Source organism: Flavobacterium endophyticum (genome assembly GCF_003634455.1).
Classification (GTDB): domain Bacteria; phylum Bacteroidota; class Bacteroidia; order Flavobacteriales; family Flavobacteriaceae; genus Flavobacterium; species Flavobacterium endophyticum.
Genome location: NZ_RBLC01000001.1, coordinates 1,077,068 through 1,093,507 on the forward strand (window position 1 = coordinate 1,077,068; position 16,440 = coordinate 1,093,507).

At 36.2% G+C, this 16,440-nt stretch carries 15 protein-coding genes; 1 reads left to right on the forward strand and 14 read right to left on the reverse strand.

The window, feature by feature from the left end:
• Window positions 1–230: 230 nt before the first annotated feature.
• The 5 genes from arfB to CLV94_RS05095 form a co-directional block, all read right to left on the reverse strand.
• Window positions 231–632: an alternative ribosome rescue aminoacyl-tRNA hydrolase ArfB gene (gene arfB / locus CLV94_RS05075; RefSeq protein WP_121375343.1), complete on the reverse strand. Its 402-nt coding sequence runs from the start codon at window positions 630–632 to the stop codon at window positions 231–233.
• Window positions 632–2,749 carry a DUF4301 family protein gene (locus tag CLV94_RS05080; RefSeq protein ID WP_121375344.1) on the reverse strand — a complete coding sequence of 706 codons (2,118 nt, stop codon included), beginning with the start codon at window positions 2,747–2,749 and terminating at the stop codon, window positions 632–634. The genes arfB and CLV94_RS05080 overlap by 1 nt, the downstream gene beginning before the upstream one ends.
• Entirely contained in the window at window positions 2,704–3,333 is a 630-nt protein-coding gene (gene pnuC / locus CLV94_RS05085) for a nicotinamide riboside transporter PnuC (protein WP_121375345.1), read from the reverse strand. Before pnuC ends, CLV94_RS05080 begins: the two co-directional genes overlap by 46 nt.
• Before the next feature lie 12 nt (window positions 3,334–3,345).
• On the reverse strand, window positions 3,346–4,065 hold the full coding sequence (locus CLV94_RS05090; protein ID WP_121375346.1) for a geranylgeranylglyceryl/heptaprenylglyceryl phosphate synthase: 720 nt from the start codon (window positions 4,063–4,065) through the stop codon (window positions 3,346–3,348).
• Between the two features lie 80 nt (window positions 4,066–4,145).
• Window positions 4,146–4,787, reverse strand: coding sequence for a 4'-phosphopantetheinyl transferase family protein (locus tag CLV94_RS05095; protein ID WP_121375347.1), 642 nt, complete (start codon window positions 4,785–4,787; stop codon window positions 4,146–4,148).
• A 172-nt stretch (window positions 4,788–4,959) separates the two neighbouring features.
• Between CLV94_RS05095 and ahcY the strand changes: the two genes are divergently transcribed.
• Window positions 4,960–6,276, forward strand: coding sequence for an adenosylhomocysteinase (gene ahcY / locus CLV94_RS05100; protein ID WP_121375348.1), 1,317 nt, complete (start codon window positions 4,960–4,962; stop codon window positions 6,274–6,276).
• A gap of 67 nt (window positions 6,277–6,343) precedes the next feature.
• On the opposite strand, the gene CLV94_RS05105 is transcribed toward ahcY, so the two are convergent.
• From CLV94_RS05105 to CLV94_RS05145, 9 genes are all read right to left on the reverse strand, one after another.
• A complete protein-coding gene (locus CLV94_RS05105; RefSeq protein WP_121375349.1) occupies window positions 6,344–7,000 on the reverse strand; it encodes a hypothetical protein in 657 nt (218 codons plus the stop codon).
• 1 nt (window position 7,001) lies between these two features.
• A complete protein-coding gene (locus CLV94_RS05110; RefSeq protein ID WP_121375350.1) occupies window positions 7,002–8,528 on the reverse strand; it encodes a hypothetical protein in 1,527 nt (508 codons plus the stop codon).
• A complete protein-coding gene (locus CLV94_RS05115; protein WP_121375351.1) occupies window positions 8,512–9,405 on the reverse strand; it encodes a hypothetical protein in 894 nt (297 codons plus the stop codon). The genes CLV94_RS05110 and CLV94_RS05115 overlap by 17 nt, the downstream gene beginning before the upstream one ends.
• A gap of 43 nt (window positions 9,406–9,448) precedes the next feature.
• Entirely contained in the window at window positions 9,449–10,066 is a 618-nt protein-coding gene (locus CLV94_RS05120; protein ID WP_147406572.1) for a hypothetical protein, read from the reverse strand.
• Window positions 10,051–11,562: a hypothetical protein gene (locus CLV94_RS05125; RefSeq protein WP_121375353.1), complete on the reverse strand. Its 1,512-nt coding sequence runs from the start codon at window positions 11,560–11,562 to the stop codon at window positions 10,051–10,053. The genes CLV94_RS05120 and CLV94_RS05125 overlap by 16 nt, the downstream gene beginning before the upstream one ends.
• A gap of 14 nt (window positions 11,563–11,576) precedes the next feature.
• On the reverse strand, window positions 11,577–12,017 hold the full coding sequence (locus tag CLV94_RS05130) for a hypothetical protein (RefSeq protein ID WP_147406574.1): 441 nt from the start codon (window positions 12,015–12,017) through the stop codon (window positions 11,577–11,579).
• A 100-nt stretch (window positions 12,018–12,117) separates the two neighbouring features.
• A complete protein-coding gene (locus tag CLV94_RS05135; RefSeq protein WP_121375355.1) occupies window positions 12,118–13,704 on the reverse strand; it encodes a PAAR-like protein in 1,587 nt (528 codons plus the stop codon).
• Window positions 13,705–13,725: 21 nt separating this feature from the next.
• Complete coding sequence (locus tag CLV94_RS05140; RefSeq protein ID WP_121375356.1) at window positions 13,726–15,561, reverse strand: type VI secretion system Vgr family protein; 1,836 nt, start codon at window positions 15,559–15,561, stop codon at window positions 13,726–13,728.
• 177 nt (window positions 15,562–15,738) lie between these two features.
• Window positions 15,739–16,440 carry a hypothetical protein gene (locus CLV94_RS05145; protein WP_147406575.1) on the reverse strand — a complete coding sequence of 234 codons (702 nt, stop codon included), beginning with the start codon at window positions 16,438–16,440 and terminating at the stop codon, window positions 15,739–15,741.

Here is a 16,440-nt window from a genome sequence, read left to right on the forward strand (position 1 = left end):
ATTTTCTTACGAATAAAAGGGGCAATTATTCTATTGTTTAAATTAATTGATTGTACTTAACGACAAATTTTAAGCGTGCACTCGAAAAAAATGTCGTTTCATCCCTTGGCAGCATTACCCGCCCAGGTTCCTTGGGTATAATCTCAGCTCGTTATTTGGAGCACCCCTTTGAGACGGGGCAAAGATAGAAAAGTATTGAGACAATAGTCTCTATAATTCATCTTTTTTAATCAAAAGTCAGGTTTTCTTCTGGATTGCTTCTTCTCGGAAAGATTTCTTTTATTTTGGATGCGTTTTTTGATTACAGATTTTGGTACTTTCGTGGCTTTGCGTTCTTTTGGAATGATTAAATTCTCTCGAAGCAGTTGGAGGAATCTCTTAACGACAATCTCCTTGTTTTTTAATTGACTTCTGTCTTCATCGCAATTCAAAATTAGTATCTTATCGTTAGTCAGTCTTGGCGCTAGTTTATCTTCCAGAAGGGCTATTTCTTCCTCTGAAAGCGCTTTTGAGTTCGGCAGATCGAAAGACAGCACCACTTTTGAAGAAACCTTATTGACATTCTGTCCTCCTGCACCGCTACTTCTGACTGCTTTAAATTTTAATTCTGATATGATTTTTTCGGTATCCACTAGTATTGTGGCTGATGCGCCGGTTTCAATAAGTCGTTAACTGTTTTTACCGGATTGAAAGTAATCAAAGGCACTTCTACAAAAATAGTAGTCCATTTTGCCATAGCGCCATTCCATAATCCTGGCAGTTCATACGCTTTGATCGGCTTACCATTTTTATTTTTTTCTACGATAAAACCGCTATCAATATCAACAAATTCTTTGAGGTCAAATTTTTCGCCTCTATAATTTTTTGTACCGCAGACTAAGTCAACTGGATTAAAATGCGTCGAACTGGCCAGCAATTTGGCTTGTGTCGGGTTTTGAGTATCAATCTGCGATGATTCGACAATCTGCAAAGAAACATTTCCTTTTTTATCTCTTACCCAAAACGGCCCGCCTCCTGGCTCTCCTTCATTTTTTACCATACCGCAAACACGAATCGGCTTGTTGAGAATTTCTTGAAGATACACAACCTTATTCTCCCTAGTATATTTCTGAAAATCTGCAGTTATAGAAATCTGTAGTTTGGTCTTTACAAATTCTACGATCTCATCAATCATTTCCTTTTGGATATTTTCAGCAGACAAGATTTTAAGAGAGGCGAAAATTTTCTCCTGAAATTCCAGCAAAATACCCGCCAAAGCTTTCTTGTACAAACCAATAGTCTGTATATGATTCTGGATTACGTTATCAATGTTTTTTATGAAAATAATATCGGCATAAAGCTGATTTAAGTTTTCAATCAAAGCGCCATGTCCTCCCGGTCTAAAAAACAATCTTCCATCGTCTTGACGAAAAGGATTATTCTCTAAGTCCACCGCTAGCGTGTCTGTCGTTTTATGCTGATAAGAATAATCGACATGAATCTTTATATTTGAATTTGCTTCAACTTTAGGCTTGACCTCGTTTATAATCCGATCGAAAGAGTCTTGATGTTCTTCTGAAATGGTAAAATGCAGGTTGGAAATATCATTAGAAGAAGCGTAAAAACCGCTCTCATTTAAATGTTCTTCAATAGGCGTTGCAATATAATCTCCATATTGATGAAAAGGCAATACGGCTTTTGGTTTTGAAGCAAAATCAAAATGGCCTAATGACAGGAGGGATTTTATAAAATAAAAAACTCTGGTGTCTTTGTCCCATTGCTTGTATTCTAGATATTTGGACTGGGTGTATTCTAAGACTGCTTTATGAAAGGGAAATTTTTCTATCCCAATTAAAAAAATAGAAATGGAACTGCAATGTTTTCTGTTGATATACGCATTGATTGTTTCGCTTCCGAGCTTAAACTCATTAATAAATTCGCTTAAAAACTTGAACATTCTACTAGCAGCGCCCGATGCTGGAACAAATTTCTGAAGCTTGAGATTGTTCTTTTTAGAATCGAATAGATTAGAATAATATATCGCTTCACTTTCAGACAAAGGCATTATTCCGTTAGCAATGGAAGCCGGCTTTTCCAATATCGCTTTTGGAATTCCGACATTAAACGTCTGGAGTTGTGCCGCTACATCATCAACACTTATTCCTTGATTATAAATCTGAATGAAATCATAGGGAGTAAAGCCTAAAGCTTTTATTTTTGCTAAATCTTTAAGAATCGTAATCGCTTTTTCAAATCTTTCTTCCTTACTTCCTGTAAGCAAAATGTAAGGCTTTTTATTTTCAATTAGCGCTTCTTCAAATTTCTGCAATAGCATTTCACGTCCGTCTGGCTTATCGCGCAAATCGTCTTTTTCGAAAGGAACATCGATATCTGTGAGAAAAAACAGTTCGTATTTATGTTTTCGTGCAGCCTTATCCAAAGCAGGATTGCAAAAACCGTAATAGATTTCCGAAAACACTTTAGTGCACATCAAATTGGTATCTGCAAAAAGATAATTGCCTGCATTGGCTAAAGCTTGATTCTCGAGCTTCATTTGGCCTATTGCAATCGGAAGCAAGTCTTCTGGTTCACAAATTTTTTGCGAGCGGTCCCATTTTTCTTGTAGGTACTCGCGAGCGAACTCTGGAATCCAAGCGGATTGAAAGTGCTCTGCTAATTGTTTTGCTAATGTAGTTTTCCCGGTAGATTCCGGTCCGTACAATGCTATTCTGATTTTATCTGTTGCCTGCTGTTTAAGATTTTCCTCCATTCTATGTAAGCTAAAATAGCCAAAATTGTAAAAATTACATATTGCAATGCCAACATTCCCAAATCCCTATAGGCATACAATGGGACGGCGATAATATCTGCTATGATCCACAGCGTCCAATTTTCAATCTTTTTCATTGCCATATACCACATGCCCGTAAAAAACAATCCTGAAGTAAAAATATCGATATAGTTTTCAGGCTTGATTTCTTTGCCAAACAAATGGTACACAAAATATGTTACAACAATAGTAAGAAAAAATAATAATACTCCAATAGCTTTTTGCTTCCTATTCGTTCTCGAAATTTTTATGACATAATCGTTTTCCTTCATTCTTGACCAGTTAATCCAGCCATATACACTCATTATCGAAAAATAGATATTAAGCGTCATATCGGCAAAATAACCTGCTTTATAAAGAAGATAAACAGTGATGACCGTGGCTATAATTCCTGTTGGATATACCAAAATGTTTTCTTTCTTGGCATAATAGACGCTCAATATGCCAAAGACAAAAACAATGGCTTCGAGAATAATATCGAGGGTCGGTTTGTCTTTATAGGCTTCGAGAAAAAAATCAATCATTATATTTTGAGATTAGGAATTTGTAAAAAAATCAGGATCATTTTCAAAAGCTGTTCCTATTACCACCAAATCAGCACCAGCTGTATAAGCATCCTTAATGCCTTGCATATTTTTAATGCCGCCGCCGACAATCAAAGGAATCTTTATATTTTTTGAGACTAAAGAAATCGTATCCAAAGGAACAGGCAGTTCTGCACCACTCCCCGCTTCCAAATAAATCAGCTTGTTTCCTAAAAATTCTCCTGCCAGCGATGTTGCTACGGCAATCTCTGTATTATGTCTTGGCAAGGGTATTGTTTTGCTGACCGAAGCCACAGCAGTCTGATTGCCACTTTCAATCAAAATATAGCCCGTAGAAATAATTTCGAGATTGGATTTTTTTAAGATTGGCGCTGCTTTGACCTGATGTTCGATCAAGAAATCTGGATTCCGTCCTGATAATAAAGTCAAAAACAAGATACCGTGGGCTTCTATTGAAATCTGAGACGGATTTCCTGGAAACAGCACTATCGGAAGTTTTGTCTTTTCTTTTAGTTCGCGAATAATTACATCAATCGTATTTGTAAGCACAAGGCTTCCGCCAATGAAAATATGTGTAGCTGGAGATTGGTTTATTTTCGGGATGATATTTTCTAGTGAATCTAAAGCAACTTTATCGGGATCGAGAAGAATTGCCAGAAGCTTTTTGCCTTGAATTTTCGACTGGAGTATTTCGTTGTAGATATTCTGCATTTTTGTTTAGGGAAATTCGCAAAGATTTTCACAAAGCTACATTAAAGAAATAAACTTGAACGATTTTAGGATATAGATTCTCATCGATTTCCTTTTTGGAAGGCATAGACAAGGGTGTAGTTTTCAATTTCTTCAAAACAGATATCAAATTCTATGTTTAGGTTTCCAAAAGTCAGAAGCGCTTTTGTTTTCTGATCTTTCATCTCGAATGGAGCGACAAAAATATGATCCTTGAAACTGATTCCTTTTTCATTCCTGATTTTAAAAATTGCTTCTTTTACGCCCCAGATTACGGTTAATCTTGAAACGTAATCTTCTTCCTTTTTTTTATCTAAAAAGCCAAATTCGCTATTATCGACAAACTTATTGGCAATCAATATTATTTTTTCACGTCGGAGTTCGATATCGATTCCCACGTTTTCATCACTCAAAATTATGGCAGAAAAATCAAAAGAATGCGTTATCGAAATATGGGTCTCGTTTTCAAGGTGGGGCTTCCCAAACTGATCATAGTGAAGCTGCAAATCATTATGTCTAGATTCTTGAAGCAATTTCCTGACGCTCAAAAAAGCTCTTTTGTGCACTTCCGATTTCATCGATTGAAGCCTGTCCAGCGTTTTTTCTTTTAGAATTACCTGTGAAAAAAGCTCATCAAAACTTTCCGTGATTTTCCAGATCAGGATTTTAGTAGTCGGATTATATTGGGTGATTTTGTAGAGCATTCTTTTTTTAGATGACCGATTTCGCTAATATTGAGTATCAAAAAAAGGATTTGCTTCTTATTCAAACAATTACCATTATTAAACAAACCTTAAATAATTTTTTGGATTATTTTAATAAAAAGTAATTCCGTAAATTTGCAAAAATTTTGATAATACAAATATATACAAATAGATGAGTACAACGACATTACCTTTTGTAGCTTATAAAGTGAAAGATATTTCTCTTGCGGCTTGGGGAAGAAAAGAAATTGAATTGGCGGAAGCTGAAATGCCAGGCTTGATGGCACTTCGCAGAGAATATAAAGATGAGCAGCCTTTAAAAGGTGCTAGAATTGCAGGTTGTCTTCATATGACGATCCAGACTGCAGTTTTGATTGAGACGTTGATTGCTCTTGGAGCTGAAGTGACTTGGTCATCTTGCAATATTTTCTCTACACAAGATCAGGCTGCTGCTGCTATTGCTGCTGCTGGAATCCAAGTGTATGCTTGGAAAGGTTTGAATGAAGAGGAATTTGACTGGTGTATTGAGCAAACTTTATTCTTTGGAGAAGACAGAAAACCATTGAACATGATCTTAGATGATGGTGGTGATTTGACAAACATGGTTATTGATCGTTACCCAGAATTAGTTGCTGGAATCAAAGGTCTTTCTGAAGAAACAACTACAGGTGTTCACAGACTTTATGAGAGAGTAAAAGCTGGAACTCTACCAATGCCTGCAATCAACGTGAATGATTCTGTTACTAAATCTAAATTTGATAACAAATATGGCTGTAAAGAGTCTGCTGTTGATGCAATCCGTCGTGCAACTGACTTGATGTTGGCTGGAAAAAGAGTAATCGTTTGCGGTTATGGTGATGTTGGAAAAGGAACTGCTGCTTCTTTCAGAGGTGCTGGTTCTATCGTAACTGTTACTGAAATTGATCCAATCTGTGCATTGCAAGCTGCTATGGACGGATATGAAGTGAAACGATTAGATACTGTTATTGCTACAGCTGATATTATCATCACGACTACTGGAAACAAAGATATCGTTGTGGGAAGCCACTTCGAAAAAATGAAAGACAAGACTGTTGTTTGTAACATCGGTCACTTCGATAACGAAATCGATATGGCTTGGTTAAACAAAAACCACGGTGCTTCAAAAATCGAAATCAAGCCTCAGGTTGATAAATATACTATCAACGGAAAAGATATTATCATCTTGGCGGAAGGTCGTTTAGTAAACCTTGGCTGTGCTACTGGCCACCCAAGTTTTGTAATGAGCAACTCTTTCACTAATCAAACTTTGGCTCAAATCGAATTGTGGAAAAACAGTGCCGCATACAAAAACGAAGTATACATGCTACCAAAACATTTAGATGAAAAAGTAGCTGCTTTGCACTTGGCTAAATTAGGCGTTGAATTGGAAACATTGAGAGAAGACCAAGCCGCTTATATTGGTGTTGAAGTTCAAGGCCCGTTTAAACCTGAATATTACAGATATTAATCTATTTCAGATTTCTGAATTTAGATTTAAGATAAAAACCTCGCTTTCGGCGAGGTTTTTTATTTTATTAGAGTTTGGCAAATTTGCCGTCAGGAGTAATTTTATATTTGAGATATTGTGCAAAAGTAACGCCTGATTCATCCGACTTAAAGTCTTTGAGATGAATAATCTTGTCTGAATCAATATAGAAATATCGTGATGATTGTCCTAAATCGCTTCCGTTAAGATAGGATATAGGCAATTTGTCTATCACTTTCCCATCTTTGATACTCAACAATACGTTTTGGGTTTGACTTTCGGGATATTCGCAGGTCTTGCAATCTATTTTTCCTTCGTATAGCACAGATATTATCTTGAAGTTTTTGCCGTCAAAAACCTGAGCGCTTTTTAATTCTATTTTTGATTTTTTATTCTTCATGTCTCCAGAAGGAACAAATTCTTTGGCTATAAAAGTTTTTGCTTCCGGATGATCGACTTTGAAAGTATTTCTGGCAGGATTATCTCTATCCTGAAATAAAAACAGACTCAATTTGTTGTATAAAGAATCTTGGAGAGAATTCTCCTTTGACCAATCTGCAGGAAATTCATGAAGCACGTCTTTATCGCCATACGGCAGGCTTACTTTAGAAGATTCGCTTATTCCTTTAACAGTACTTACTTGGCTGATGCTTTTACTGCAAGAAAGCGTGGCTAGAAAAACGAGTATGGGAATTATTTTTTTCATTCTATTGGTATATGTTATGAATCGAGTTACCGTCAAAATCTCCAGAATGCAAATGGTCGTTGTGATCTGTAGCATACCTGTGCGCATTTCGCAACCAGGCTTGCTGCGTTGTTCCGGCTATTACTTGGGCAAAATTCCAATCTACAAAAGCATTTAATAAATTCTGTTCGTTTTGTCGATTAGCCAGATAGCTCGTGTCAACACTATCTCCGTTCGGGTGTGCCAAACTCGGGTAGCTGGTCGCATCGCCAAAACACATTCCTGTTGAGTTGACTCCTGCTAATCCGTATTGCGATAAAACGCCGACAAATGCTGCAAAACAGTCCGGGTTGCAGAATCGCCTTTGGGTATTGGAAAATCCATAAGCAATAACACGGCCATTTACGGCAACATTTAGCGTGTCCGGCATTCTGACCAAAGGCACATTAGTTCCGGATGCTGTATAGCGGACAATTCTCAAGGCGCCTGGAAAAGCTCTGGCATTTCTATCATTTCTGTGTGTTCCAGTCGTTACGATAGCATTTGCAAAAATATGATTGGTTTGTGCCGCTCCACCGGCAGGAGCATTTTCTGTACGGAGCGCTCCTTGAGGCACTGCTCCAAGCTGCTGTCCATTATTCCTGCCCATGACAGAGGTTTTATTGCATGTTGCAATAAATATTTCATTACCATAAATATCGTAATGATAATAGGTTACTTGTGTAGAACTTGGATTTTCAAGTTTGCTGATTTTCCTTCTGACGGTACCATTCATAGGGAGGAAATTATACGTTCCGTCTGTATAGGCAGTTCCCGATTGAACCCTAGCATAGATTTCATAAAAATTCCTGTTCCCTACCCTAAATCTTCCTTGTGCATCACTATTCAGGAAAACGCCTGCTTCTTTGACTTCTTCTGTGCTATCTGGACCATAAGCACAAGGCTCATTATCTGTTCTTTCTACCACTACTTCCAAATTGGCAGTATGCGTTGCCGCCGCCGCTATATTGGTCGCCCAAGTATTGAAGTCGGTTCTTAAAGATGGCCTAAGTTGTAGTTTTATAATCGCTTTATTTTCATGGTCGGCAAGATTCGTATAATGGTCGTGTGTTCCCGTTGGGTTTTCGGTTGTTCCTTTATTATTTAAGGCATCGAAATTACCGACAATAGCAGTCATTTTTCTCCTGACTTCAAAATTCTGAGTTTCTGGATTAAACCACATCAGATTCAGGGTTTCTGTATTTCCAGTTAATGTATTGTCGCTTGGCCTGATGACAGCGTCAATGGACAAAGTTGCCATATTTTCCGTTTCGATAACCAGATAAACGGTCTTGCCTAAAACAGAATCAAATGGCGTGTTTTGTCCGCCTTCCTGCTGTGCATGAAGGGAATCTATCCGAGTAAATGCCACATTCGCTCCTTGTTGGGTAACGGTCTTTTTTGCAAAATAAACACGGGTTATCTTTTGCAAGCTATCATCTGGCGTAACCGGAGAATAAGGCGGATTGAGCGTTACTGTTTGTCCTGTATCATCAATTGTTATCGGCATCGTTTAATTCATTTAATTGATAACTTATTGTTTTTTTATAATTCTCTCCGAATGAAAATTCAATCGAAATACTTGCTTTTTTAACCGTTCCTGTATTCATATCAAAAATAAAACTGCCATCATATTTGTCCAGATTAGGCCTATCTTTTGCTGAATCAAATAAAATTCCTTTATTTTTTATTGATTTAAAAATCATGTCGTTGTAAAATGGCGCAATCATTTTTCCCTTTACTACAACTTCAAGTTCTCGTTCTTTTAATTTTATTTTTTTTACCCGAGCTTCTTCTCCGATATTAACAACAGCATTTTCAACAAAATTCAAATATCTCACGCTTCTTTTTTTAATTGACAGAGGCGTATAGCTATCATAAAACGGATTCAGAAACAGGCCATGCTGTCTGTAATTTTTTATATCTAAAAGAATTCTCATATCGTTACTATAGAAATCCCTGAGATATTGAAACATTTCTTCTACTTTCGGCCCGACATTACTTTTTGCTAATCTTTCTATTTTTTCTTCTAGCCTTTTTTGAATCTGATGTTGATTTACTAATTTATTGATGTTTAAATGTCGGTCTGTTTCTAAAATTATATCATCATTTACCTCAGCAATTCGTGCTAAAAAATCTTTTTCTGCCAAAGAAACGGTTCTGTTTTTATACTCAATATCAAAGACTTCTAATTGGATCAAATACGTTTCAAAATCTTTTTTTAATACTGTTGAATGTATTGTTTTATTAACTTCGCTTTTTAAAACACTGCCGTTTTCTGTTGTTATTTCCATCATCGAAAATTCATAAAACTGCAAATGTTCTTCAAGGTATAAGCAGATATCTAACTCTTTTATGCCTTCAATTGTATCGGTAATATTTCGCATAGTAAGACTTTTGCTTTTGAATTAGATTGAATTTAAAAATCAATTACTGCCAATCCATTTTAACACCTTTCTTTTTGTTGGCTATGCATTCTTCAATTGTATATTTTACTGGGCAATCAAAACAATCTTCTTTTGCAAAAGCATAGCCGTCATTTAATGTAATTGTATCTTTAATTTTAATTTTCTTTTCACTTTGACATATAGCATTGGCTTGAAATGATTCATAATCATTTTCTCCAATTTTTATGTCTTTCGATCCATAGCTGTAAGTAAGTAACTTAACAATATAACCGTCTTTATTATTCACTACCATCTCATACGCTTTGGAAGATGAAGTGCTTGAATATTTAATTACAGTATTGTTTTTATCCGTCACAATTTTATCAATTGCAAAATCATACTGTAATAGGGGCTGATTATTTATCACTCTATTTGAAACTGGAACTTTAATTTTTATAGTTCCACTATTGCTGATCGTATAGCATGCCTTGCAATTGTATTCTGTTGGCTGAGAAATTTTGCCAATAACTTTATTGTTTTCATAGACCAAAGTTGAATCTGCAGCAAGACTATTTTTCTCTGTCATGCTGTGATTCTGGGCTTTGCATGAAAGCAAAATCATACAAGTAATTAATAAGCTGCTCGTTATCTTCTTACGCATTCGGTATCGTATTTAAAAAATTCTTTGGTCCATTTCGTATAATTCTGTCTTTCTGCTAAATTAGTTTCGCCACCATTAATCGCTACTGTAACTAATCTTATATTTTCGTTTTCAAGTCCTTTATCCATTTCAGCTAGAGTGGTTGGCTTGTAGACCGTTGAAAACCATCCTGCCGAATTAAAAGCATGAAATAATTCTTGAGATATTTTTTTCGCAAACGTTTTTAAACCATCATAAAAAGCCGTGTCTAATCCGGCAGTATTGGCAGCCGGTCTATTAGCAACACATTCGCCAACGCTCTCATAACCGCTTCTTGTGGTCATATACGTTTGAGAAAAGGTTGTTGTGTTTATATAATCATAATAGGCCAAATAATTGTAATCGTGCGTTATTTGCTTCATACCTCTACCTTGGAAATCTACTCCTCCTTTATAATTGCTCGGCACGCTGGATCTACTTTCATACGTATAGGTAAAGCTTATTGTTTCTAAATACATTTGACCGATAAAGTGAATTTTTCTTTTGCATGTATTTATGCCAAACTTTTTAAACATGGCATTCATTTCGTTGACGAATAATTGGATTTTATCTCTATTGTCTGAAATCTTGCCGGTAGAAATTGAAATTTCGGTTATTTTTTCGCCTCCGCTATTAAAGAAATGATCTCTCTTGCTGACATAATTCTGCTTGTCTCTAAGATGATAAATCAGGTCTATCATTTCATCAACAGTAATATCTCTATTGCAATAACATGGCGTACCCAAAACTTCAAATTGTTGCTGTTGTTGATTTAAAAACTCTTGTGTTTCATCAGGAAATTTTATTTCGTCTGTGGTTTCTGTTACTTCGCCTTTTAAATATACAAAAGCATTTTTATCGGTTCTTTTTTCAAATTTTTCTACTAGCTTTTTTAAATCTGCATCTGCTTTCGGTCGTAACGTAATTTCTTGCTCGTATTCATTTTTGTCTTTTGTAATTGAAAATTCAACTTTGTCTTTTTCTTGATCTCCAATCAGAAATTTTACTGGGGCGTCATAAACTGCTTCAGGATTTGCCAATTTGTTTTCATTGATTTGGACAGTCAATTTTGCCTTATCTCCATTGCATCTTACCACGATATAAACCTTATTGCCGATTGTTGCTTTTGGAATTTTCACCATTTCAAATCCATCTTCCTCTTGTTCTTCCCAAGTTACTTTTATTTGATCATTGGGTTTTAAGGCGGCAGTATGATCGGGATCGGTTGCTAAATTTCGGATGGTCTTTTTTTCGGTCTTAAAGCTATCTGTGTATTTTTTTTTAACATCCGCAATTTTTCCGCCACTCTTTACCGTATAGGTTTCTTCCTTTGGCGTCCATTTATATTTTTTCTTTTTCTCGGCAAAATAAATAGCAATAACGTCCACTAAATGATCAACAACATGTGGCGTATCATATACTTTTTGATTCGGATTTGCTGAATACGATTCGTTATTTTGTTCTTCACTTTGTGCCATTGCAATTTGGTTTTTTAGTTGAAGTCACTTCCTTTTTTATAGTGAGATTGGATTTTTTTTATGAGCTCCGTCTTTATTTTAGGATTCAAATCGCTCATGGACTTATTTAAATCTTCGTTCAAAACACAATCATCGTCTTCGGTGCATTTAAAAGGAATGTGATACAAATATTTTTTGTCGTTATATAAAATAATATACGAAAGCTTTTTTTCTGAATCTGAATTACTACAATACGTGAACGGAATAAAAACTACCTGAGTTTTTTTTAAGTTATAAAACCAAATATTTTTTTCGCTAAAAGCAATCATTTCCATTTGGTAATCGGGATCATCAAATTGTACATTTAATGAATGTTTTTTGTTTTTTAGACTTACATCAATCATTGTCTTATGGCCATCAAAAGGAGGCTCGTTAGGATTACATAAGGCATTTACGTTTACCGTTAGCCTATTCATTCCATTGCAATCTTTCCATCCTTTAGAAATTGAAATCGAATCCACTTTTACAACTTGTGATTCAACTTTATTTGGAAAAAAAGCAATAAGAAAGAAGAATCTAAGTAACACTTTCACTTGTAAGTTCTCTATAATAGATTGGTAATTCATAATCTTCCTCGTTTATTGTATATTCGATCGGATAAACACTTGAAACTCTGGCACTGTAAGCACTGATCTTAACGGCATCTCCTTGATTCCCGCCTAATCCAAATAAGTGCGTCCCTTCCTTATTTTTTGCTACAGCAAAAGTGACGTGCTTTCTGTTATTTACCACACATATTGAGCCTAATGCTAGTTTGTTAGCATCTGTATTTTTCGCCCAAACGGGATCATCAAAATGGTCTGGTAATGTGACTGTCTTTCCGTCTCTTACAACTCTTTTATTTCTATATCTTGTATTAATGTGTCCATAAGTATAGGCTCCAGGATCACATTGAGCCGAAAAATTGTTTTGAGTCAAACACCAGCCTATAAATGAAGCGCACCATGCATTTGTAATCGTTGCACATCCAGAAGGCTTGTGCTCTCGATTTACTTGATGATAATCATTAATAATAGTATTACAATGCGTAGCTTCGGTTACTCCTTTTTCCATTTCTCCTCTCGCCGTGGTCAGCCAAACTTGTTCTTTATTTTTTATTTTGAAATACTTGCCTTCTTCTTTTAAAAAGGCATTTTTGGTACCTGAACCATTATCAATTCCCATATATTCTACATCCGGTTCTGAACAATTGATTTCTACATACACCAACGCTTCTTTACTAGTATCATTTGCAATGAGTTTTGCCAAATCAAACGACAAATTATCAGGCTTTTGGTTTAGCATTAATTTTAAAACCGCTTTATCTTTAAAACTGTCTTTATTAGATAATGAAGCATCAGACGCTAATTTTCCTACCTCAACTTCAAATTCCTCTTTTGCGGTTACATTTTTATAATTCGCAGGATTTGTAACCGCGTCAATGTCTTTTAAGTCAATAAAACTGATTGCGGCATCCACATCTGAAAGTACTTTTCTTACGCCGCTTTTTATTTTTACTTTTAATTTTTTTCCTTCCAATCCAACGGTTTCAATAACCAATGCAACACCGTAACTTAATCCGCGTTCTTCTACTTTTGTTAAGTCTAAAGTGGTAACATTTCGAGCCGTCGTTAGATTAAATTTTGCGAAATATGCATTTATAATTAGTGGAGCGGCCTTAATCGCAATGCTTTCAACATTGGGTATTGGACTAGCTACTGCCGTATTAAAATCAGGATTGCAAGTAATAGTAGATTCTTTGACTAAAACTTTCTGTTCTTGAACAATTGATGTTCCCAAGTTTTCCCAAGGGCTCAATTTTATGACGCTCATGCAAGGTGGAGGCTGCATGTTCTGGGCAGGCCATTTAGGATGACCGCAGGTTCCTTTAAACTGAAGGTTGACCATATTGTTTCCATCGCCTTGAGTTGCCCAAAGCTTGTCTTGCAGCATAAGTTCATTTGAAGTAACTTTTAACTCGCCGAGTTGTTGCGCGTATTCGCACTTTAGCTTGGCGCCATGCATGACTACTTCTCTCTTCTCTGATGGAGAGTCTTCGGAATCTTTCTTTTCTCGTTCCGCTCTTTTTTGGTTGAGTCTAGCATTATGTTGTTGGGTAGCCATAACTTCTAATATAAAACAAGATTATCCTTTACTTACTTTCACATCTTTGCCTCCCTGTATTACGGTAAGCGTAGTTCCCCTCAGTTTTAGATCTCCTTTAGAAGTCTGGATATCGGAATTTCCTGTAATCTGTCTATAGCTTTCTCCAACATTGTCGGTCTTGTCGTTTTTAACCGTGACATTTTTATTTTCAGAAGATTGGACATAATTTTTTCCGATGGTTTCTGTCTTATTATTTCCAATAGAAATATCTTCGTTAGCTCCTATTTTGGTAGCCATATTTTCTCCTACGTTGATGTCCAAATTTTTACCAACAGTTATTTTCATATTGTTCGGAGCGTTCACGCTAATATTACCTTGCCCGTCCATGAGCCAAGTATTGCCGCTTGGGTCTTCGATAAAAACACTTCCGGCCGCATCGTCCATGATTACTTTGGTACCGGATCGAGTCTGGATTACTTTTTTATCGTTGCCCGAGGTACTATAGCCGCTAGAAGCACTTCCATTGTACATCGCTCCGAGCACGAAAGGTTTTTCAGCATTTCCTCCTTCAAACGCCACTAATACTTCTTCACCGACTTCTGGAACAAAATAAAAACCTTTGCCGCCGCCCGAATGTGAATTCACCATCCTGATCCACGGCGTATTTTTTCCTGCATCTTTCTGCCATGCAAAAGCTACTTGAACACGACCCAATCCTGCTGGATCGCTATTTGAAATTACAGTAGCAGGCTGTGATTCTGCCGTAGGAAAGCTGTGAACATTTCCATAAGGTGGCGAAAGGACAGTATCTGGCACAGCATCAAAAGTATTGTGATAGGTACCTGATTCGTCGCAAACATGCATGATGTCAGTAATGATATAATTTCCGAAATTTTGTTCTTGAAGCCCGTCTAAAATATTCCCAGTTAATGAAAAAGATGGTTCTTTGATAGAAATTACATCGCCAATTCTCAAGCCCGTTTCGTCCGAATCGCCTTTGGCCGTAACCATATCGGCAGTTCGTGACTGAAGCTGAGTAGTTACTCGGTCAATAAGATGCGTTCTTGAATTCCCTTCTTCTAAAGAGTGCGAATAAAGCATCGTAGAATTCGTTGGGAAAAGTTTTTTTGAAGATTCGAAAATGGCCTTTGAGTAGGCATCTTCTGGCTGGTAATTTACTTCCATCGAATTGGCTTTCTGGGTTTCGCCATTGGAAGGATCATAACCCAGATATTCGAATCCGAGAGATTTCGCCCTCATTTCGATATTAAAAGAATGGAGGCTTCTGCCGTATTCCAATGTAAAATTTTTAGATTTTGGCTTTCCGAATAACAGTTCTTCGCCATTATAGTAAAACCATTGTCCTTTTTTCTGCGCTATCCTGCAAAGGAACGCAAAATCGCTCTCGCCATATTGTACCGTATAAGGCAAGGAAGTATCTTTTTGAACCTCAACAGCAGGCTTTAAGCTATCACCAGAATAGTCTTTCAGGACTTCGTTGACAATGCTTGACAGCGTCTGGTCGTTAAATGAGCGGATATTTGGAGGTCCTTCCATTAAAATTGTTGGACTGAAGCCATTGATGATTATGCCACCCGAAGCTCCAGACGTTCGGACCATTTGTGCTTCTGTAATAATTCCGTTGAAAACTAATGGAGAATCAGTCATCATATTGGTAGGATTGATGCTGATCTTGACTGATTGTCCTACATATTTTTGCGCTTTGTCAATTGCTTGGCTGACAAATTCTTTAGGCAGCGGCTGCAAAATTGAAAAACGATGGTGCGAATGTACCTTTTGGTTGATGACCAGTTTTGAAAATCGGGTAAGGTTTTCTCCCGCAATTTCTATTTTAATCTGCGTACTTATTGGCATGGCACTAGGATTTAAAAGTTAAAATAGATCTCGGGGGAAGATGCTGAATATGTTATAGTGAATTTAGTATTTTTCTTGTTTCAAAAGCCTTTCTTTAACATTAAATTAAGTTAAAATAATTTTTAATATTCTGATTTTAAAATCGATACTAAAATCACAATTAAAAATCTATTTTGTTCAGATTATACGTTTTTTAAAAGAAGGTGCTATGTATTTTTGAATTTCTTTCCATGTAAAAACAACTTCAAATTGTTCATAGCCACTGTTTCTATAATTTTCTAAATCTGCTACCATAAAAGAAATTCCTGTGATCTTATTTTTAGAATCGGTTGTTATCTTAAAATCTTGAAGTGCTTTTAGGGTTGGCTGTAATTTTCCATTTTGCTTTTTAAGTCTTGACTTGATGCATTTCAAAAGTGCAGTTTGGTTTATGAACAGTTGCGAACCTATATTTTTTCCTGTATTTAAATCGAAGCAGTAATAACGAGTGGCTTCAAAAGGAGAACCATAGGATTGCAAATGAACAGAGAGGTTCAACAGCTGATTTTTATCGTAAAAAATATTGTACTGTTCAAATCCATAGTTGGCTTGGCGTAGCTCGTTATTGGATATGAGTTCCAAAAGCATGTCTTTTTTTGCCTGAATTCTTTTTTCAGGAGCCTCAAAAGAAGGCTTATTGAATATATCAAACGCATTTTGAATTTCACCATAAATAGCAACAGTATGCTGATTCCCTGTATTAAATTTCACCTCTTCCAAAACATAATAGTTCGATTCAAAAAGTACCGAATCTTTTAAAATCTGGACTGTCTGGCTTTTAAGACTGCCGGATAAAAGCAATAGAAATAGGGTTGCTATTTTAAGCATTTTATTTTTCAT